This is a genomic window from Breoghania sp. JC706 (assembly GCF_037026715.1).
Taxonomy (GTDB): Bacteria; Pseudomonadota; Alphaproteobacteria; order Rhizobiales; family Stappiaceae; genus Breoghania.
The window spans coordinates 344,408-362,887 of sequence record NZ_JBANCG010000002.1; the positions used below are offsets into that span (position 1 = coordinate 344,408).

Here is an 18,480-nt window from a genome sequence, read left to right on the forward strand (position 1 = left end):
CCCGCCGGGCAGCGAATTGCGCCCCGCAGCGGGCGAAAGAGGACACGGACAAAGTGACGGAGCTTTCCTGGAACGCCGCCCGGGCTGCGGCAGAGCGTGTGGCCTCCGGCTGGGAGGCCGGCGCTCCGGGAGGCGCGATCGTCGGCTTCACCGCGCAGGGCCCGCAATTTGCGGCCGCAGGCGGACTTGCGAGCCTCGCCAGCCGCGCGCCCTTCACGCCCGACACGATCGTGCGCTACGCCTCCGTCACCAAGCACGTCTTCGCCAGTTTCGTGCTCGCCCACCCGGAAACGATTTCGCTCGATGATCCGCTCGGCCACCATCTGCCGGAGTTGCAGCCTGCACTCGGGCAGATCACCGTCGGCCGCGCGCTCGACATGTCCGGCGGCGTGCCCGATACGCGCGAATGCCTGACGCTGATCGGCCTGTCGATCTTCACCGAGACCAAGGCCGAACCGCTTCTGGCCTTCCATGCGGGCATGGAGCGGGCGAACTATCCGGCCGGCACCGAGGTGCACTATTCCAACGGCGGCTACCGTCTGGTGGAAGAGGCTATGAGGCGCCACGGCCTGCTGTTCGACGATTTCGTCGCAAGCGAGATTCGCGAGGGGCTGGGCCTGAAGATGCGGGCGCTGGAGATGTGGACCGATCCCGTCGAAGGCCTCGTGCCCGGCTACTGGCATGACGGCCAGGGCTGGCGCGTCGGGCTTCAGGGCATGCATCTGTCCGCCGCCGGCAGCCTCACGGGCAGTGCCAATGCGCTGGCTGGCTGGGGCGCGGCGCTGCTGCGCGGCGAGGGCGGCTTTGCCGGCCGGCTCTCGGGCCTCACCGCGCGCCGTCATCTCGCGGACGGCCGGCCCACCGGCTACGGCCTCGGCATGCGGCGGCAGATGGTCGGCACGCGCGAACTGGTCGGCCACGGCGGCTCGCAGCCCGGCTACAAGACCTACATCCTGCTCGATCCGGAGACGGGCGCGGGCTGCGTGGTCGTCGCCAATCGCGACGATACCAACACGTCTGAGGCGGCGCAGAAGGTGATGGCCGCGCTCCTCGGCGAGGCCCTGCCGCAGGCCGGATCGACGCTGGTGCCGGGGCTCTATGTTGCCGAGACAGGTGCCGACTGGATGGAGGTAGGCCCGTCAACCGCCGCCCGTCTCGATGACGAGGTGACGCTTTATCCCGCCGGAGACGGCTGGGTCGACAGCCTGTCGCCGACCTCGCATCTGCGCCTGCGCATGGAAGGCAAGGCCGTCGTCGGCGAGGCCGGTCATGTCCCGGTGCGCTATCTGCCGGTGCGCGGCGGACTGTCCGTTCCCGAAGATCTCGAAGGCGAGTGGCGCTCGCCGGAGTTCGGCGCGGTGCTGTCGATCCGGGGCGGTGCGGTGGAAATGGGCGCGGGGCCGACGCGGCGGGCGATGCCGCTGACGCCGCTGGGCGAGGGCCGCTATCTCTTCACGCTCAACGACGGCCCCTGGACCCGCCGGATCTGCCTCAACAGGCTCGGTGCCGACCGGTTCGAACTGGCGCTCTCGCGCGCCCGGATGATCGAATGTCGCCGCATGGCATGAGGGATGCTCGAGCGCGGATGAGCGCAACAGGCGCGCGGACTTTGCGGAAGGTGGCAAGGAACGGCTGAACGGTTCTTACTGCGGCAGAGGCGGTGTGTAAGATAACCTCAGGGAAACAGAGTCGACGCTTCCAGCGGAGGCGGTGACAATCTGTTGTCCGCTCATGGCCAGGCAGGGCCCCACCCGTTGCCGGCCCAGCTGAGGTGTCGCCGCCATGCGCGCATTGAATTTGGATCAGATCCGGGCCTTTCTGGCCGTCGCCCGCAGCGGCGGCATGCAGAAGGCCGCGCAGCATCTGAACCTCACGCAGCCGGCCGTGACCACGCGCATCCGCAAGCTGGAGGACAGTCTCGGCGTCGCCCTTTTCGAGCGCCAGACATCCGGCATGAAGCTGACCAAGCGGGGCGAATTGCTGCTGCAATATGCGGAGCAGTTCGAACGGCTTGCCGGCCGCGTCGAGGAAGTGGTCGTCGCACCCGAGGGCATCGACAGGCGTCTGCGGGTGGGGGCGTCGGAGACGGTCGCGCAATGCTGGCTGCCGGATTTCGTCTACGCGCTGCATCGCCGCTATCCGCGCCTTGAGGTGGACATCAACGTCGATATCTCGGTCAACCTGCGCGCCGCCCTTCTGGCGCGCGAGATCGACCTGGCGTTCCTGCTGGGGCCGATCTCGGAATATTCGGTCGACAACGTTGCCCTGCCGGGGTTCGAACTGGCCTGGTTCGTCGCGGCCGACATCGCCGATCCGGGCGAAGGCGCGCACCGGCTGTTCGAAAACAAGCCCGTCATTTCCTACGCCCGCAATACCCGGCCCTGGCGCGAGCTGAAAAGCCAGTTGTTCGATGCCGTCGGGCCGGATGTCTCGGTCTTTCCCTCGTCCTCGCTGTCGGCCTGTTTCCGGCTCGTGGAGGCGGGGCTGGGGGTGGCCGCGCTGCCGCGCGTGCTTGGCCAGAAGCTGGTGAGGGAAGGCAGCATACGGGAGTTCGATCCGGGTTGGCGGCCGAGCGAACTGCGCTTTTCCGCATCCTATCTCGGCGATCCGCACGATCATCTGGTCGAAGCGGCCGCCGCGCTCTCCGGCTCGATCGCCGAGGCGTGGCATGTGGAGAACGACACGAGAGCGGGCCGCGAACCGATCGGGCCGACCTGATCGGCACGACCCCGGCGACTGTGTCGGCGGTGAGCGGTTTTGCGGTTGGAGGGAAGCAGGTCGCCCATCCTCCGAGACGGCGCTGTCGCGCCTCCTCAGGCGTGTTGCCGTTTCTGCAATCCGTCAATACACACAACGTCATCCTGAGAGGCCGGCCCGGAAATGGTAACCGGTTCTTCGCCTTGAATTCCACGCGCCTTCATACCCCTCCATCGTCATCACCCGGCGAAGTCCGGGTGATCCAGCGCTCGCCCCGGATGCTGCGGCTGGCGGTGGATTGCCCGGACTACGCCGGGCAATGACGGCGGTGAGGCATGAGGGGGAATAGCCGAAAGCGCATAGCCCGATAGCATTTCCGGGCCAGGCTTTGAGGAGCCCGCAAAGCGGGCGTTTCGAAGGATGGGCGGCAGCTCAAGGACTTGCGATCCGCTTGCCGCCAAACCATGAAACGCGCTAGCGGAAACCCGCTCTGTGGCGCAGGGGGAGGAGAGCTGTCCGGGCTACGAGGGAGGATAAAATAAATTTATCAATATAAGTAAAAACAATCAATTTGAAGTTATACTGCGGATGCTCAACGCTTGTAAGAAATGGGGGACTTACAAACGTGCTCACGAGTTATCAGACATTGCGGCAGCGTTCCACGAACGCTCAGCGCCAGGCGATCCGCACCGGCGAATACCGCTCCCATACGGCGGGATTGGGCAAGGGATGCCTGCAGGCGAACGTGGTGATCACCCCCGCCGCCTATGCCCTTGATTTCATGCGCTTCTGCCAGCGCAATCCGAAGCCCTGTCCGCTGATCGGCGTGTCCGACACCGGCAACCCGCACATGTTCACGCTGGGCGCCGACATCGACATCCGCACCGACATCTCCGCCTACAACGTCTATCGCAACGGAGAGCTCGACGACACGCTCACCGACATCAGCGGGATCTGGAGCGACGATCTCGTCGCCTTCGCGCTCGGCTGTTCGTTCTCTTTCGAGCATGCCTTGCTGGAGGCCGGCATCGATGTCTGGCACATCAGCAACGACACCACCGTGCCGATGTACCGGACCTCGCTCGCCACGGTGCCCGCCGGCCCCTTCCACGGCGGCTGCGTCGTGTCCATGCGGATGATCCCGAGCGAGCGGGTGGAGGAGGCGGTTGCCCTGTCCAGCCGTTTCCCGCTCGCCCACGGTGCGCCCGTCCATATCGGCGATCCGAAGGCGATCGACATCGCGGATCTCTCAAGGCCGGACTGGGGCGACCCGGTGCCCATGCCTGCCACGCATACGCCGGTGTTCTGGGCCTGCGGGGTCACGCCCCAGGCCGTCATCCGCAACGCGAAGCTCCCGATCTGCATCACCCACAAGCCGGGCCACATGCTTCTGACGGACATTCCCGACGATGCGGACGTGCCCGTCTACCAAAAACCATAAGACCAAGAATGACCTGAACCCAGAGGAGAAACACGATGAAGAGACTGTTCGTTGCGTGTGCCGTCACGGCGGCCTTTGCCGCCGCCGCGCCCGCCACCGCCCTGGCCGAGGACCTGGCCGTCGTCGGCAGCTGGTCCAGCCTTCCGCTGCACAACCAGTTCGAAAAGCCGTTCTGGGAAAAGACCCTGCCGGAAGCCTCCGGCGGCAAGATCAATGTCAATCTGACCACCCACAACGAGATGGGGCTCGGCGTGGGCGACGTGTTTCGCATGCTGGGCGACGGCGTCTATGACGTTGCCATGACCGTCGGCGACTATGCGGTCGCGGACGCGCCGGAGCTCGAAGGTCTGGACGTTCCGCTCCTCGCGCTCGATGCGGAGACGGAAAAGGCGGCCGTCGATGCGGCCCGGCCGATGGTCGAGGATATCTTCGAGACGCGCTTCAACTCCCATGTCCTGGCGATCGCGCCCTATCCGCCGCAGGTGGTCTTCTGCAACAAGCCGATCTCTGGCCTCGCCGATCTGAAGGGCCTCAAGATCCGCGCCTCCGGCCGCATGACGGCGAAGTTCCTGGAAGCGCTGGGCGCCGAAGGCGTGAACGTGTCGTTCTCGGAGGTGCCGGGCGCGCTGCAGAAGGGCGTTGTCGATTGCGCCGTGACGGGGGCCGGTTCGGGCTACAGCGCCGGCTGGTGGGAAGTGTCCTCGCATCTGCTGACCCTGCCGCTGGGCGGCTGGGACCCGGTCGTCACCGCCATCAACAAGGACAAGTGGGACAGCCTCTCGGCCGAGGACCGGGACATGATCTCCACCCTGATCAAGTCGAAGTTCGAGGATCCGGCCTGGGCGGCCGCCGACGGGGCGCTGGTCAATGACGTGGCGTGCCTGACGGGCAAGGGCGAATGCAAGTCCGGCGAGGCGCGCTCGATGGTTCTGGTGCCTGCGAGCGAGGCCGACATGGCCACGGCCCGCAAGATCCTGGAGACCGAGGTGCTGCCCGACTGGGCCGGCCGTGCGGGCAAGGACTGGGCGGAACGCTGGAACGCCAGCGTCGGCAAGGTCGTCAACGTCTCGATCCCGACCGACTGATCGCGACCCGTTTCGCCACGATGTTTCCCGGCCGGGCCTTGTCGCCCGGCCGGGAAACGGCACGGAACCAATACGCCTTGAAGGGGGCTTCGATGGCTCGCAAGACGCTTTTTGTGCTGCGCCGGCTCAACAGGATGATCGCGGTCGTGGTCGGCTTGCTGTTCCTGCTGTGCGCGGCAACGGTGCTGGTCGATATCGTCCTGCGCAGACTGGGGGCTTCCTTCGGCGGGACGGACGAGATTTCCGGCTACGTCATGGCGATCGCCAGCGCCTGGGGCATGGGCTTTGCCATGCTCGAACTGGCCCATGTGCGCATCGACATCCTGCGCGCCCAGGTCAACCGGATCGGGCGCTGTGTTCTCGATCTCTTCGCCATGCTGGTCCTGTCCGGCACGATCTCCGCCATCGCGGTGGGCTGCTGGCCCGTCGTGGAGCGGTCGCTGCGCAATGCCTCGCGCGCCAACACCCCGCTGGAAACCCCGCTCGCCCTCGTGCAGGTGCCGTGGCTGGCCGGTTGGGTCTGGTTCGCCGTCATGGCCTGGCTGACCTTCGTGGCCGCGCTCGTTCTCGTCCTTCAGGGCCGGTTCGAGGAATCCGAATTCGCCATCGGCGCCTTCGCCGAACAGGAGGCCATGCCATGATCGCCTCCGTCACAGCCGGCCTGCTCGGCCTGCTCTGCCTGTCGATCCCCGTCGGGATCGTGCTGTTCATTCTCGGCTTCGGCATCGATGCCTTCTTCAGCCCGTTTCCGCTGATCCGGGGGCTCGGGCCGCTTGTCTGGTCGTCGTCCAACAGCGCGACCCTGATCGCCATTCCCTTCTTCGTGCTGCTGGGCGAGATCCTGGTGCGCAGCGGTCTGGCGACCCGCACCTATGCCGCCCTCGACCGCTGGGTGTCGTGGCTGCCCGGCGGGCTGATCCACGCCAACATCGCCACCTCGACCATGTTCTCCGCCACCTCCGGGTCTTCCGTCGCTACCGCGGCGACGGTTGCCACAGTCGCCATGCCGCAAGCCGAAAAGCTCGGCTACGATCCGAAACTGTTTTCTGGCGCGATCGCGGCGGGCGGCACCCTTGGCATCATGATCCCGCCCTCCATCAACCTGATCGTCTACGGCTTCCTGACCCAGACATCGATCCCCCAGCTCTTCGTGGCGGGACTGGTGCCCGGCATCCTGCTGGCACTGAGCTTCGTGCTGGTCGCCGGCGTCATCTGCTCGATCTGGCCGGAGCTGGGCGGCGAGCGGCGTTTCTTTCCCTTCGGCCAGATGATGCGGGCCCTTGGCGACCTGCTGCCGATCGTTCTTCTGTTCACGCTGATCATCGGCTCCATCTACAAGGGCTGGGCCACGCCCACCGAAGCCGCCTCGGTCGGCGTTGGCGGCGCGCTGCTCATCGCGCTGCTCTTTGGCGGGGTGAACGCGCGGATGATCACCGACGCCCTGATCGGCACCGTCAAGATCACGGCGATGATCATGCTGGTGGTGATCGGCGCCTCCTTCCTCAACTTCACCCTGTCGGCCGGCGGGCTTGGCCACGAGCTGCGCGGTTTCCTGGAGGGGCTGGGGCTGAGCCCGCTGATGACCATCGTCGTCATCATCGCGATGTATATCGTGCTCGGCTTCTTCATCGAGACGCTGTCGCTGATGGTGGTGACCATTCCCATCGTCGTGCCGCTCGTCGTGAGCCTCGGCTTCGATCCGATCTGGTTCGGCATCCTGATGATCGTGCTGGTGGAAATGGCGCTCATCACGCCGCCGGTGGGCCTGAACCTCTACGTGGTGCAGGGTGCGCGCAGGAGCGGCACCATGAGCGAGGTTATGCTCGGAACGATCCCCTTCGTGATCGCCATGGCGCTGATGATCGTGGCGCTCGTCGCGTTTCCCGAAATCGCGCTCTATCTGCCGCACGCCCTGCAATAGCGCGGCGCCCGTCCCCGGCGGTGCCGCCCGGCGTGGACGCGGCGGGGCAAAGCCGTCATCATTCCTTCCGGGTCGGCGCGAACCGGGAGGAAGCAACATCATGTCCAGCGAAAACATCCGGTTCGCCGATTATGTCACCAAGTGCTGCGAGGTTCTGGGCCTCGCCGTCGGCAGCGTGAGCGGCGACAGCTACATGTTCCAGGTGGGCGACCGCTGGATCGAGCTGAAGGCCAATGCGCGCGGCGATCTCGTGACCTTTGCGGCGATGGTCTACATGGCACCGCCGGACGTGCCGGTGCGGGCGGATCTGGTCTGCGGCTTCAACGTCCACTACCTGTTCGACGGTGGCTTTTCGCTTCTGCACGACCGGGAGACGGAACGGCTCTACCTGTGCCGGGCGCACCGTCTGGAGACGCTCGATCCGCACGCCATCCGCGATCAGCTCATCGATTTCGCCGACCGCGCCGCCAATGTCGGCACCTGGTACATCCGTACGAGCGAGGAGACCGCGCCCGCGGGCGGCGGCGGTTCTTCGTCCCCAGCGTCGGGAAACCTCATCGAAATATGAGCACCGGCACGACAAACGTGCCGGATATGCGTCTGAAGGTGGCCTTGGACGGGCGGATGTCCGTCTGGGAATGACGCTTTGCATTCTCATTTTTAAGAGAACGCCCGCCAGCATTCCGATCGCCGGATCGGGAACCGAAGCTTCCGCTCCGATAATTTTCCGGAACTGTCCCAAACAGCATAGCTGCGGATCTTCCCTTAAGGAATTCTCTCCCGCAAGCGAATGAACAGTCCCGCCGCGAGGGCGTGAGGCGCGGGCCGCCCGTTCCTCAACAAGGCGTCGCGGCGGGGCGTGATGATCAGACCGGAAGGCTTCTCGGCAAGCCCTCCGGGGGGACTGGACGAGCGTTCGCAAGACCTCAGGCGAACGTTTCGGGCCGGCTTGGGCTCCAGGAGAATTTGATATGTGCTTTGTGGAAATGGGCAGGGTCCCGAATACGGCTCCGAACCAGGGGGTAACCGGTGCGGTTTCGGCGCAGTCCCAGGCGGTCCATGGCGAAGAGGTGCAGCAGGCTCAGGGCAAGCTGAAATTCGCTCTTCTGGACAGCGGCATGGGCGGGGGCATGACCGCGGCTCATCTGAAGGGAGAGGTTCGCCAGCTGGGTTCCTATTTCTGCCTGCCGATCGGCGACAAGCAGCCGGCGGTTGCGGAAGCCTACACGGCGGTCATGGCGCTGTGGCCGATGATCATGCCCCTGGCCAATTCCAAGGGCGAGATGGATGGCAGGGTCGCCGAGAATGTCATCATCGCCTGCAACTCCGCCTCCGTGCGCAAGGAAGGGGCCGTCGATCTGATGGCCAAGTTCTGCGCTGAGCTTGCGAAAAACGATTTCGCAGGCGTTCAGGGCAGCGACGGGCCGAAGCCGCTGCCGCCGGCGGTCGAGCAGGGTCTGCGCGACCTTGCCCGTGACGTGCAGGATCAACAGGGCGGTGTCGAGGTCGGACACTTCAAGGCCTATTTTAAGACCCATGTCCACGAGATCGTTTCCAAAACCGCCGAAAAAGGGGCGCTGGACGCGGTTGGCATGCTGGAAGATCGGCCGAAGAGCGGCGATCCTCTGTTTGTTCGCGTCGATTCGACCAACGGCACGGCGGGATCTGAATCCTACCCCACGAAGATGCTCGAAGCGCTTCGGGGTATGGAAGACAACGTTACGGACGTCCAGATCCTCGGTTCAGCCAAAAATCAGGGCGTCGGCGACACGGGCGATACGATCACCCATCATGTCATCTCCCTCAAGCTGAACGGCGAGGAGCGGACCATCGTCGTGGAAGGCCGGGGCAACCAGCCCTGGGTGAAGGCGGTGGAGGGCGGCACCGTCGAAACGGAAGGTGCTGAACTGGTTCGGGTCTCCAACGAGAACAGTGCGGCTGCGCTGGGCAAATCGATCGAGCACTTGAAGTCGGACACTCCGCGCGAAGGGGCCGACCCGGCGAAAGCGGCCGGTATCCTCGACGCGATGCGCGGTAACAATGACCGCCGCGTTGGCAATGAGGGTAACGAGGGCGTCACGCCCGACCTGTCGATGCTGTGCTGCACGCATTATCCGGCCATGAAGGGCGCGCTGGAGGCGAGTTACGGCGGGGGCGCAAGCCAATTCATCAATCAGGCGTCGATCGTCGCCACTCTGGTCTCGGACGATCTCGGCGTTCAATACGACGAAAACGCCGGCCCTCTCGACCTCGCGCTGACCGTCGGCAGCATGAACTATGGCGGCGCGAATGAGACCATCCGTCCCTCCATCGCCAACGGTCTGACTTCGGCGACCGTGCTGGCGAACGTCTTGCAACGGACGATGGACGATGCCGGCGGCAACGAGGTGAATGCGCTGGGCTCGGTCAAGGTCTTCCATCAGAACCTGGAAAATGACCAGGCCGAGAAAGATGTGCGAATCTCCAACAGCGCGACGAATGCCGGCAGCTATCAGGAAGCCTTCGAACTGCTCCATCAGATGATGGTGACGGGGAACGACGAGATCGAGAGGTTCTACGCAGAGCAGAATCTGGCGAGGAATCCGGCATTCGGTCTTCCTTTGGATAATCCGAATTTCGATCCGGAAGCCCCGCGCTTCACGTTCGTCCCCAATGAACGCCTGAGCGCGCCCATCGGGCCGCGAACCGAAAACATGACCGAGACGGCGCAACAGCGTTCTACGGCTTTGGAGGACACGGACATGCCCGCCAAGCTGCAAAAGCTCGGCACGGTGATGACCCTTGGGGAAACCCGCGGCATCGACAAGATCGCCCCGCTCAATGACCAGGGCGCGCAACTAAGGGCGGCCACGGCCCAGCTGATGGACGTCGTCATCCGCAATCGGGATGTCGGTAATATCGGCGATAGAGAACCCGTCGGCATCATGACCGGCTTTACGGTCGTGAACAATGACACCCGTGCGCGGGTCGAGGGCGAAAACGATGGCCCTCCGGGTGCTGTCCTCATGGGCAACACCCTTCTGGACAAGGGCACGCCGGTCGCCTTCGTGACCGATCCGTCGGCGGAAGCCTCCCTTATCTCGTCCCTGCTGGGCGTTGGCCTCGCGACGCTGAAGCAGGGCGTCGATGCCGGTGATGGCAATCATAAGCTCCTCACGCGCAACGACGTTGACCTCAAGGCCGGGGTGAGCGTCATCGTTCCGGATGTCGCGGTTCCCAATGCGCCGCCTGAGGCGCTGTCCTCGGATCCGGAGGAGCGTGCAACACAGATCCGCGAGCGGCGCGAAGCCTCCCAGGAGGCGGTGCGTGAGGCGGGCGCGCGGCTCAAGGGCATGAACGTCAACACGATGATCTCCATCGAACGGCCGAGCGTGACCGAACTCGATGGCGGTTCCTACAGCATGGTCGGTGTCGACGTCGCGCCCTTCAATCTCGACCTCAGCCCCCTGCTGGGCGACGACACACTCGACTTCCATCCGTTCACCATCGGCATCGGCGATGGCGGAAACGAGCTGGGCACCGGAGGCATCCAGTTCATGACGTCGGAAGGCCGCGATCATGAACTGCTGCCCTTCGTCAAGGGCGGTTCGGTGATAGGCGCGAAGAAGGACCTGGCAACCGATGTTATGCTGCTGAGCACCGTCTCCAACAATGGCGGCATGGCGGTGTCCATGTCGCTGCTGGCTGGCTTGGCACAACATGACGAGCAGGATGTTGGCGAACAGCTCGATACGACAATCGATGCGTATAACGCAACGATCGCCTATCTCGCCGAAAACGGCATGTCGATCGACGGCGTCAACAAGGAAAACCTGGACACGGTCGATGGTCGCCGGATGGGCACGCGCGAGGAAGCCGCTCAGAGATGGACGACGAACCAGGGCAGGGTCCCGCTTGGCATAGGCCCGGATTACACGACACAGGGTGGCAAATCGGGCAGCCCGAACGACACCTCGCACAACGACACTTTCCTGCGGTTCCGGAACATCTTTGCTCCGGTGCCCGTGAACTGAAGATTGAAAAGGGAGGCATGCGATGTCCTTGCCGCAAGCACTTGTTGATTTTTCGTCCCGCTGCGAGGCCCGTTTCGGGGCCGGGTCGGCCGGCTACAACGATGACGGCGCCTTTGTCGGCGTCGGCGAACGGGTGGTCCATGTCAATCTGGACCCGAACGCCAACCGGGTGGTGGTGTGGAGCGAACTGGAGAAGCCCGACCATGCCGGTTTCGATGTTCTCGAACGGGCGGCCATGGCCTTTACCAGCGATGCGCTTCTCGCAAGAGGGCTGGTCGTCGGCATCAACCGCAACGCCGACCTGATCATGCTCGGCCGCAGCATCGACCAGGACGCGCTGGGCCTTGAGGCTGGCCTGGATCTGGTCGCCGAAGTGGCGGGGCAAGCCGAGGCCGCCGCCGCGATGCTGGCCCGGGCCGCGGCCAGCGCCAGCACGGGCGCCGGCAACGGTGCGGGCAACGGTGCCGGCTCCGGTGCCTCCGACGGCGATGCCGTCATCATCCATAACTGATCGGCGCGAACCAGGAGGAAGCAACATCATGACGAGCGAAAACACCCGGTTCGCCGATTATGTCACCAAGTGCTGCGAGGTTCTGGGCCTGCCGGTCGGGTCCGTGGACGGCGACAGCTACATGTTCCAGGTGGGCGACCGCTGGATCGAGCTGAAGGCCAATGGGCGCGGCGATCTCGTGACCTTTGCGGCGATGGTCTACATGGCGCCGCCGGATGTGCCGGTGCGGGCGGATCTGGTCTGCGGCTTCAACGTCCACTACCTGTTCGACGGCGGCTTCTCGCTTCTGCACGACCGGGAGACGGAACGGCTCTATCTGTGCCGGGCGCACCGTCTGGAGACGCTCGATCCGCGCGCCATCCGTGATCAGCTCATCGATTTCGCCGACCGCGCCGCCAATGTCGGCACCTGGTACATCCGATCAAGCGAGGAGACCGCGCCCGCACGCCCGCCGGTGCCTTCCGGGGCGGAGCCCGGCAGTTTCCTCGGGCTCTGAAGGGGCGGCTTGCGGCGAAATCGCGGTCGCGCGCCAGTCCCTCGCGCCAGTCCCGCGCGGCCAGGTCTTCGATATGGAGAAAACGTCCGGAAAACCGGGCACGGTGCGGCCACGGCCGCGCCGGGGGGAGAGCATTGCCGATGGGCGGATATCTGAACGACACACTCCTTGCCGCGCTCGCAGCCGATCCACGGGTCGGTGCTGTGGTCGCCGAGGGAGACGACCTCGTGCTGCGCATGGATGGGGAGATCCTTCGACTGACGCAGGACACGCAGAACGGACGGACCGTCTGCTGGGCCGATATCCGCATATTGCAGCCTTCGGAAATCGCCGGCGGGGCGGCGGCCGCGCGGCGCTACAACGCGACCGTTCAGCTCGAGAGCGGCCTGACCATGGGTTTCTTCCTGAAAGGCAACGCCCTTGTTCTCGGCAAGAGCCTGGACGTTCCGGAGATGGCGCCGGGCGAGGCCGCCGGGGTGGCGCATCGTGTCTGCGATGGTCTGCGCCCTGCACGTGCGCTGCTCGATGCGGTTCTTGAAGACGCGCGCTGCGACGATCGCCGGACCCTGCAACAGGGCGATGAGGCCCTGATACGGGTCTGACCCCGACAGGCCGAGGAAAGGACATCGGATGAGTACATCGCAGGACGCGTTCCGAAGCCTCGTCAGGGACTGCCTGATCGCCCGGGGGAAGATCCCCTCGCAGATCGAGGATGCGGACGACTACATGCTGGAGGCGCGCGGCCGGATCCTTCAGCTCCGGCTTGGCCCGGAGGGGACCATGCTTTTGTCGACGATGGTCTTCTACAACGAGAACGATGAGGCCCAGGTACGCGAAACGGCCATCGCGGAGTTCAACGCCTACCACCTGTTCGCCGGCGGCTACTGCCTGCATGTCGATGAACGCAGCAAGTCGCTCTACGTCGAGCAGGAATTGATGATCCGCCGCTTCGATGCGGAAGGCCTGCGCGAGCACATGGACGATTTCGCGGTCCGGGCGACGACCTGTTCGCGCTGGTACCTGCAGGAACTGGTGGCGGCCGACGCCGCCGGGACGACGGATCAACTGGTCTTTGCCTGAACGCTACCTGCCTGACCGCCACCTGCGTGACCGCCGTCCGCCTGAGCGTCGCCAAATGACATTTTCCGCATATGTTACGGGAGGACACGGTTGTGTGCCTGACGGGACCTACCAACAACAATCCGGCCGCGTCGCTTCAGGGAAGCCTTATTCAGGGATCTTCCCGGCTCGACAGCAACAGCGACAGCGTAGACCTCAATGCCCGATCGATCAGTGCAAGCTCCTCCAACGGGATAAGGAACGGCTCGGGGCGTCTGGCAAGCGCAATGTCGTCGTCGATAAACCTGGGCGCGCAGGAGACCAGCTCTGCGCACGCGAGCCACAGTCGGTCATTTGACGGCGATGATTTTCTCGATGCTCTCAGCGAGGCTGATGACCAATCGGAGCATCTCAGCTTCGACGAGGGCAATCTTCTCAGCAGCAGCGGTTCGCGCTCTCGCAGCGGGGAAACTTCGTCGAACATTGTCGAAGCATCCAGGGATGTCAACAGATCTTCTTCTTCCTCGTCAGAAATTCTTATAGTCGATCCGGATGAGAAAGAAAGCGAGATATCTTCTACGATCTACCGTGCGTCGACATATTCAAGTGTCGAGTCGAGCGACTCTCAGAGTTCAGTTGAATACATACTCGATATTGCAACATCGGAAGAGGATCAGGGCCCCGGCGGTTGTTGCAATTGTCCGATCGACGTAGGACAGTCGTTGAAAGCCGGGCTTGTGCAGATGGTGTCAACGGCCTTTACCTTCGGCCTCAAGCCCTTGGTGGAAGAAGGGGCGAAGGCCATACTTGCCCCTGCCGTTGGCGAGGCCATCGCAGGCCCGATCGCGAGTGTCGTTGGCGGCGTATTCATCGGAGTAATCCACACGACGGTTTCCACGACGGTTTCGAGTGTCATGAACTCATTGCTGTCGGCGACCACTTACACGCCAATGGACAATCAATTCCGCGATGAACTGGTAACGCTCGACGCTCCGGTCACCGGTGCCTTCGTCGCAGCATATGCCTTGCGCGGCGGGCTCGTTGATGCGCAAGCGGACCCATGGGTCGACGCTGCTTCAAAAACGGTTGCGTCTTTGCTGGGCGGGCTGGTCCAGGGTGTCGTTACCGACGTATTGAGGCAAGCGGTTTTCACAGAAGACTTTGATCAGGAACAACCGGCGCAATTTTCAGATATCAAGATTAAGGAAATAGCTGAAAAGGCGATCAAAAAGATAACCGAGAACGGAGAGAATGCCGGCCACGATTACTTCGGAAAGGTCGTGGGTGCCGTTGTCGGAAACATGATTGCGCCGCTAGTGGCGGGGCCGGATACAAGCGGCTGGGCACGCGGTGCACTCGGAATGACGACGTTTCTCGCATCGTGGTACGGCGGGGTTCATGGCGGAGCCTTCGTGGGCGATCAGATTGCTTCTCTGGTCCGGTACTTTGACGCAGCAAACGACCAGCCAAACGCCAATGACGTTTCCTCAGAGACCGTGTGAAGGGCAGGAGAAAACCCTGTTCCCATCGATTTCTCCACCGTGAGCCTGACGTTCGGTTCCCGGACGCTTGTCCCGGGCGGCGCGGACCGTTGCGCTGCGAACGCTCGGAGCGGGTTGAGGCAACCGCCGGTAAATCAAGGGTGCTCTGTGATGGACGCAACTCCGGCAACCGATCACGACATCGATGTTGTTTTCGCCCGTCTCGATCCGGAATCGGCCCGCGAAATCGATCTCGCCGGTTCCGACATGGCGCAGGCGCGCGAAATGTTCTCTCGCCTGGCTTCCATCGGACAGGCCGATGCGATCCGGCATGAAGGCGAGGTGCTCGCCGTTTTCGCCTGGTCGGTCCGTGACGGCGCGATCGAGACGGGGTTTCTCGCAAAGGAACGGTTCTTCCGTCCCGACATCCCCTCCGTGCGCTTTCTGGCCAGGCACTTCCGCGCCTTGCAGGACCGGTGCGGCGGAATTCCGCTGGTTTCCCATTCCTATTCGCAGCGCGCCTCCGCGCCGCGCTGGTTCGATCTGATCGGCTACGACCTCGTCGCGAGCAACGGGCCCTGCCGCACCTACCGGCTGCCGAAACGCTCCGCCGCGCCGCAGCGATAACGGCTGCCGCACACTGGCGTCAGGGCGTGAAAGGGTCGGACTTGTTGAAGATGTCGGCAAACGGCGATGCGCCTTCGCCGGCGGACGACGCGGTCGCCGCGCGGTGGTCGCCCGCCTCCATGTCGAGGGCGCCGCGCTCGGAGGGAGCCTTGTAGAGGTGCTCCCTGTTGGCCTCCACCCATGTCAGGATCTCGGCCACGACGCCGAACCACTCGTCCGGGATATAGGCGTCGATGTCGGTATCGGCGTAGAGCGCGCGGGCAAGCGGCGGGTGCCGGAAGACCGGCACGCCGGCCTGTTCCGCTTCCGCGCGCAACCGGTGGGCATGGAGGTTGCGGCCCTTGGCGACCACCGTCGGCAGCGGCGTGACGCCGGGCCGGTAGTCGATGGCGACCGCGAAATGGGTCGGATTGACCACCATCGCGGTGGATTTCCGGGCGCGCTCCACGCCGTCTCCCATGATGAGTTCCTGGGCGAGCTGCTTGCGCTGGCCCTTCACCATCGGGTCGCCCTCGCTTTCCTTGTATTCCCGTTTCACCTCGTCCTTCGACATCATAAGGCTCTTGGTGTGGCTGTGGCGCTGGTACATGAAGTCGAGACCGGCGACGATGACGAAGGCGAGGCCGGCAAACAGCAGGGTCTCCTTCAGGATCCCGGCGGTGACCTGAACGAGACAGGGCATGCCGCAGCCGAGCGCGTTCATGTAGGGCGAAATGGCGCCGCGCACGACGTAGAACAGCAGCACCGAGAGAAACACGATCTTGACGATCGACTTCAGGGTCTCCACGAGCTGTTTCATCGAGAAGATCTTCTTCACACCTTGCGCCGGGTTCACCTTCTCCAGCTTCGGCATGATGTTCTCGAAGGCGAAGATGCTGCCGAACTGGAGATAGTTGGAGGCGATCGCGGCGGCGATCACCACCCCTAGGATCGGCAGGACGATCAGCGCGCTGTCATGGAAGGCGGTGGCGATCCCCTGCGCCGCGGCGGTGCGGAAATCCTGCCCGTGAAGCGCTGCGATCTGGTCGATCAGTCCGGCGAGCGTGTCGAAGATCGACCGCGACATCATCCAGATATAGGCGATGACCGCGGCGAGCGTCACGGTGGTCACCACCTCCTGGCTGCGCGCGACCTGCCCCTTCTGCCGCGCGTCGCGAACCTTTTTCGGGGTTGGTTGTTCCGTCTTCTCGCCGGATGACTGCCCGCTCATGGCCGTCCTCCCGCATTGCTCGGCCCGGAGGAGCCCTCGGGTGCGGGCACGCTGTCGGAGCCGGCCCTCTCCCCGACGGCGAGGAGCTCGTAGAGCCGGTCCACCCAGATCGCGAACTGGCTTTGCTGCCCGGCGGCATGGGGCAGCAACATGCCGACGTAGAAGATCAGGATGAAGAGTGCGATGGCGCTCTTGATCGGCATGGCGAGGATGAACACCTGGATCTGCGGCGCGAAGCGGCTGACGAGCGCGAGCGCGAATTCCGACAGGAACATGATCGCCACCACAGGCGCCGCCATGATGAACATGGTGCGCACGCCGAGATCGAGCACGTCCAGCACGAGGACGGGAAAATCTGCCGAGATCAGCGGAATGGTCTTCGTCACGGGCCACAGGAGAAAGCTCTGGTAGAGGATGCCGATGACGGTGAGGATGCCGCCGACGGAAAAGAAGTAGGTGACGAAGGCCTGCGAGAAGAGATTGCCGAGCGGCGATGTCTGGTGGCCCTGAAGGGGATCGATGCTGGAGGCGATCGCCGCGCCGCGCTGGTTGTCGATGAGGTCGCCGACGGAGGTCACCGTCCAGAACAGCCAGCCGATCATGTAGCCGAAGACGAAGCCGACGACATACTCCTTGGCGAAGAACAGCGCGAAGGTCGGCAGGTCGTGGCCGATCTCGGGGACATGGGCGAGATTGGCCGGAATGACGGGGAGGGCGAGGCTGAGGATCGTGGCGTTGCGCGCCAGTTTCGGCACGGCCGAGGCATTGAGGATCTGCGCCGATGCGATGAAGGCGTAGAGCCGCGGCAGCGAGATCAGCAGCGCGAGGATCAGATCCTCGAAGCCGCGAAAGAGGGTGAGAAGGGCATCCATGGCGCGCGCCTAGCGGATCAGGTCCGGGAAATTGTCGAAAAGCTTCATCGTGAAGGTGAGCATTTCGCTTCCCAGGAGCCCGGCCGTGGCGGCGATGGTGATGGCGACGGCGATCAGCTTGACCGCGAAGGAGAGGGTCTGTTCCTGGATCTGGGTGAGCGCCTGCAGCAGGCTCACGACGATGCCGACGACGGAGGCCACGATGATCGGCGGCATCGACAGCAGCAGCACCAGCATCATCGATTCCGTGATCACATGGACGATATCAGACGGGGACATCGGCAGCCCTACACATAGGTTTTCACCAGACCGAGAATGAGCCGCGACCAGCCGTCGACCATGACGAAGAGAAACAGCTTGAAGGGCAGCGAAATGGTCAGCGGCGAGACCATCATCATGCCCATGGCAAGCAGGATGTTGGACACGATCAGGTCGATCGCGATGAACGGCAGATAGAGCAGGAAGCCGATCTCGAAGGCCTCGCGCAGCTGGCTGACGGTGAAGGCGGGCAGCATGACCGCGATGTTGTCGGCATCGACGCGCGCCGCCAGCTCCGGCGGCCACAGCGCGGCGGTCGCCTTCAGGAAGAACTGGCGCTCGCGCTCGTCGGCATGGCGATCGAGAAAGCCCAGCAGCGGCCCCTTGGCGGCGTTGTAGGTCTGCTGCAGTCCTTCCAGCGAATTGTAGGAGAAATGCCCGTCCTTCAGGATGTCGTAGGTCTGGATGAAGACCGGTGCCATGATGTAGCCGGACAGGATGATCGCCAGCGCGTTCAGCGCCATGTTGGGCGGGATCTGCTGCACGCCGAGGGCGTTGCGCACCAGCAGCAGCACCACCGCGATCTTGATGAAGGATGTGGCGACGACGGCCAGAAACGGCACCAGCGCGGCGCCGGCCAGAACCATGATGAGATTGAGTGGATCCATGTCCCGCCTGAAAGCCTCCCTTCGCGCAGCGTGTCGATCGTGAGCCGGTTCCCCGTCGTTTCGGCCCCTCGCGGCCTTGTCCGCTCACCGCCATTCCCGCCCCGTTCTTGAGCCCCGTTCATGGGCCCCGTTGATGGGACC

General features: G+C 64.1%; 18 protein-coding genes. 14 read left to right on the forward strand and 4 right to left on the reverse strand.

All coding sequences use genetic code 11. The features are described 5' to 3' along the window. Window positions 1-53: 53 nt before the first annotated feature. The 14 genes from V2L18_RS04660 to V2L18_RS04725 all read left to right on the forward strand — a co-directional run bounded on the left by V2L18_RS04660 (window position 54) and on the right by V2L18_RS04725 (window position 15,331). A complete protein-coding gene (locus tag V2L18_RS04660) occupies window positions 54-1,568 on the forward strand; it encodes a serine hydrolase domain-containing protein (protein ID WP_336176642.1) in 1,515 nt (504 codons plus the stop codon). Between the two features lie 214 nt (window positions 1,569-1,782). Beyond that, window positions 1,783-2,718: a LysR family transcriptional regulator gene (locus V2L18_RS04665; protein ID WP_336176643.1), complete on the forward strand. Its 936-nt coding sequence runs from the start codon at window positions 1,783-1,785 to the stop codon at window positions 2,716-2,718. 604 nt (window positions 2,719-3,322) lie between these two features. Then, a complete protein-coding gene (locus V2L18_RS04670; RefSeq protein WP_336176644.1) occupies window positions 3,323-4,138 on the forward strand; it encodes a putative hydro-lyase in 816 nt (271 codons plus the stop codon). A 35-nt stretch (window positions 4,139-4,173) separates the two neighbouring features. Beyond that, window positions 4,174-5,223 carry a TRAP transporter substrate-binding protein gene (locus V2L18_RS04675; protein WP_336176645.1) on the forward strand — a complete coding sequence of 350 codons (1,050 nt, stop codon included), beginning with the start codon at window positions 4,174-4,176 and terminating at the stop codon, window positions 5,221-5,223. Window positions 5,224-5,315: 92 nt separating this feature from the next. After that, window positions 5,316-5,864: a TRAP transporter small permease subunit gene (locus V2L18_RS04680; protein ID WP_336176646.1), complete on the forward strand. Its 549-nt coding sequence runs from the start codon at window positions 5,316-5,318 to the stop codon at window positions 5,862-5,864. Beyond that, window positions 5,861-7,144 carry a TRAP transporter large permease gene (locus tag V2L18_RS04685; protein ID WP_336176647.1) on the forward strand — a complete coding sequence of 428 codons (1,284 nt, stop codon included), beginning with the start codon at window positions 5,861-5,863 and terminating at the stop codon, window positions 7,142-7,144. Before V2L18_RS04680 ends, V2L18_RS04685 begins: the two co-directional genes overlap by 4 nt. A gap of 100 nt (window positions 7,145-7,244) precedes the next feature. Then, window positions 7,245-7,712 carry a type III secretion system chaperone gene (locus V2L18_RS04690; RefSeq protein ID WP_336176648.1) on the forward strand — a complete coding sequence of 156 codons (468 nt, stop codon included), beginning with the start codon at window positions 7,245-7,247 and terminating at the stop codon, window positions 7,710-7,712. Between the two features lie 667 nt (window positions 7,713-8,379). Continuing rightward, the gene (locus V2L18_RS04695) at window positions 8,380-11,157 is read left to right on the forward strand and encodes a glutamate cyclase domain-containing protein (protein WP_336176649.1); all 2,778 of its coding nucleotides are present in this window, start codon (window positions 8,380-8,382) and stop codon (window positions 11,155-11,157) included. Between the two features lie 22 nt (window positions 11,158-11,179). Beyond that, window positions 11,180-11,668, forward strand: coding sequence for a hypothetical protein (locus V2L18_RS04700; RefSeq protein WP_336176650.1), 489 nt, complete (start codon window positions 11,180-11,182; stop codon window positions 11,666-11,668). Window positions 11,669-11,696: 28 nt separating this feature from the next. Next, window positions 11,697-12,164, forward strand: a complete 468-nt coding sequence (locus V2L18_RS04705; protein WP_336176651.1) for a type III secretion system chaperone — start codon at window positions 11,697-11,699, stop codon at window positions 12,162-12,164. 140 nt (window positions 12,165-12,304) lie between these two features. Continuing rightward, complete coding sequence (locus V2L18_RS04710; RefSeq protein WP_336176652.1) at window positions 12,305-12,766, forward strand: hypothetical protein; 462 nt, start codon at window positions 12,305-12,307, stop codon at window positions 12,764-12,766. A 28-nt stretch (window positions 12,767-12,794) separates the two neighbouring features. Further along, complete coding sequence (locus tag V2L18_RS04715) at window positions 12,795-13,244, forward strand: hypothetical protein (RefSeq protein ID WP_336176653.1); 450 nt, start codon at window positions 12,795-12,797, stop codon at window positions 13,242-13,244. Between the two features lie 71 nt (window positions 13,245-13,315). After that, on the forward strand, window positions 13,316-14,725 hold the full coding sequence (locus tag V2L18_RS04720; protein WP_336176654.1) for a hypothetical protein: 1,410 nt from the start codon (window positions 13,316-13,318) through the stop codon (window positions 14,723-14,725). Between the two features lie 150 nt (window positions 14,726-14,875). Beyond that, a complete protein-coding gene (locus V2L18_RS04725) occupies window positions 14,876-15,331 on the forward strand; it encodes a hypothetical protein (RefSeq protein WP_336176655.1) in 456 nt (151 codons plus the stop codon). Window positions 15,332-15,350: 19 nt separating this feature from the next. Here the strand turns inward: V2L18_RS04725 and sctU are convergent, their stop codons facing one another. Genes sctU through sctR form a run of 4 tightly spaced genes read right to left on the reverse strand, consistent with a single transcriptional unit; the run spans window position 15,351 to window position 18,339 of the window. Beyond that, window positions 15,351-16,541 carry a type III secretion system export apparatus subunit SctU gene (gene sctU / locus V2L18_RS04730; RefSeq protein WP_336176656.1) on the reverse strand — a complete coding sequence of 397 codons (1,191 nt, stop codon included), beginning with the start codon at window positions 16,539-16,541 and terminating at the stop codon, window positions 15,351-15,353. Continuing rightward, window positions 16,538-17,413, reverse strand: coding sequence for a type III secretion system export apparatus subunit SctT (gene sctT / locus V2L18_RS04735; RefSeq protein ID WP_336176657.1), 876 nt, complete (start codon window positions 17,411-17,413; stop codon window positions 16,538-16,540). Before sctT ends, sctU begins: the two co-directional genes overlap by 4 nt. A 9-nt stretch (window positions 17,414-17,422) precedes the next feature. Then, window positions 17,423-17,692 carry a type III secretion system export apparatus subunit SctS gene (gene sctS / locus V2L18_RS04740; protein WP_336176658.1) on the reverse strand — a complete coding sequence of 90 codons (270 nt, stop codon included), beginning with the start codon at window positions 17,690-17,692 and terminating at the stop codon, window positions 17,423-17,425. A gap of 8 nt (window positions 17,693-17,700) precedes the next feature. Beyond that, the gene (gene sctR, locus V2L18_RS04745; RefSeq protein WP_336176659.1) at window positions 17,701-18,339 is read right to left on the reverse strand and encodes a type III secretion system export apparatus subunit SctR; all 639 of its coding nucleotides are present in this window, start codon (window positions 18,337-18,339) and stop codon (window positions 17,701-17,703) included. Window positions 18,340-18,480 lie beyond the last annotated feature (141 nt).

Excerpts from the sequence above, each read along its gene's own strand:
- V2L18_RS04700 (WP_336176650.1), top strand. The coding sequence starts at position 11,180 with ATGTCCTTGCCGCAAGCACTTGTTGATTTTTCGTCCCGCTGCGAGGCC.
- V2L18_RS04705 (WP_336176651.1), top strand. The coding sequence starts at position 11,697 with ATGACGAGCGAAAACACCCGGTTCGCCGATTATGTCACCAAGTGCTGC.
- sctT (WP_336176657.1), bottom strand. The coding sequence starts at position 17,413 with ATGGATGCCCTTCTCACCCTCTTTCGCGGCTTCGAGGATCTGATCCTC.
- V2L18_RS04720 (WP_336176654.1), top strand. The coding sequence starts at position 13,316 with ATGTTACGGGAGGACACGGTTGTGTGCCTGACGGGACCTACCAACAAC.
- V2L18_RS04710 (WP_336176652.1), top strand. The coding sequence starts at position 12,305 with ATGGGCGGATATCTGAACGACACACTCCTTGCCGCGCTCGCAGCCGAT.
- V2L18_RS04695 (WP_336176649.1), top strand. The coding sequence starts at position 8,380 with ATGGCGCTGTGGCCGATGATCATGCCCCTGGCCAATTCCAAGGGCGAG.
- V2L18_RS04680 (WP_336176646.1), top strand. The coding sequence starts at position 5,316 with ATGGCTCGCAAGACGCTTTTTGTGCTGCGCCGGCTCAACAGGATGATC.
- V2L18_RS04685 (WP_336176647.1), top strand. The coding sequence starts at position 5,861 with ATGATCGCCTCCGTCACAGCCGGCCTGCTCGGCCTGCTCTGCCTGTCG.
- V2L18_RS04675 (WP_336176645.1), top strand. The coding sequence starts at position 4,174 with ATGAAGAGACTGTTCGTTGCGTGTGCCGTCACGGCGGCCTTTGCCGCC.
- sctR (WP_336176659.1), bottom strand. The coding sequence starts at position 18,339 with ATGGATCCACTCAATCTCATCATGGTTCTGGCCGGCGCCGCGCTGGTG.
- sctS (WP_336176658.1), bottom strand. The coding sequence starts at position 17,692 with ATGTCCCCGTCTGATATCGTCCATGTGATCACGGAATCGATGATGCTG.
- V2L18_RS04665 (WP_336176643.1), top strand. The coding sequence starts at position 1,783 with ATGCGCGCATTGAATTTGGATCAGATCCGGGCCTTTCTGGCCGTCGCC.
- V2L18_RS04690 (WP_336176648.1), top strand. The coding sequence starts at position 7,245 with ATGTCCAGCGAAAACATCCGGTTCGCCGATTATGTCACCAAGTGCTGC.
- V2L18_RS04715 (WP_336176653.1), top strand. The coding sequence starts at position 12,795 with ATGAGTACATCGCAGGACGCGTTCCGAAGCCTCGTCAGGGACTGCCTG.
- sctU (WP_336176656.1), bottom strand. The coding sequence starts at position 16,541 with ATGAGCGGGCAGTCATCCGGCGAGAAGACGGAACAACCAACCCCGAAA.
- V2L18_RS04725 (WP_336176655.1), top strand. The coding sequence starts at position 14,876 with ATGGACGCAACTCCGGCAACCGATCACGACATCGATGTTGTTTTCGCC.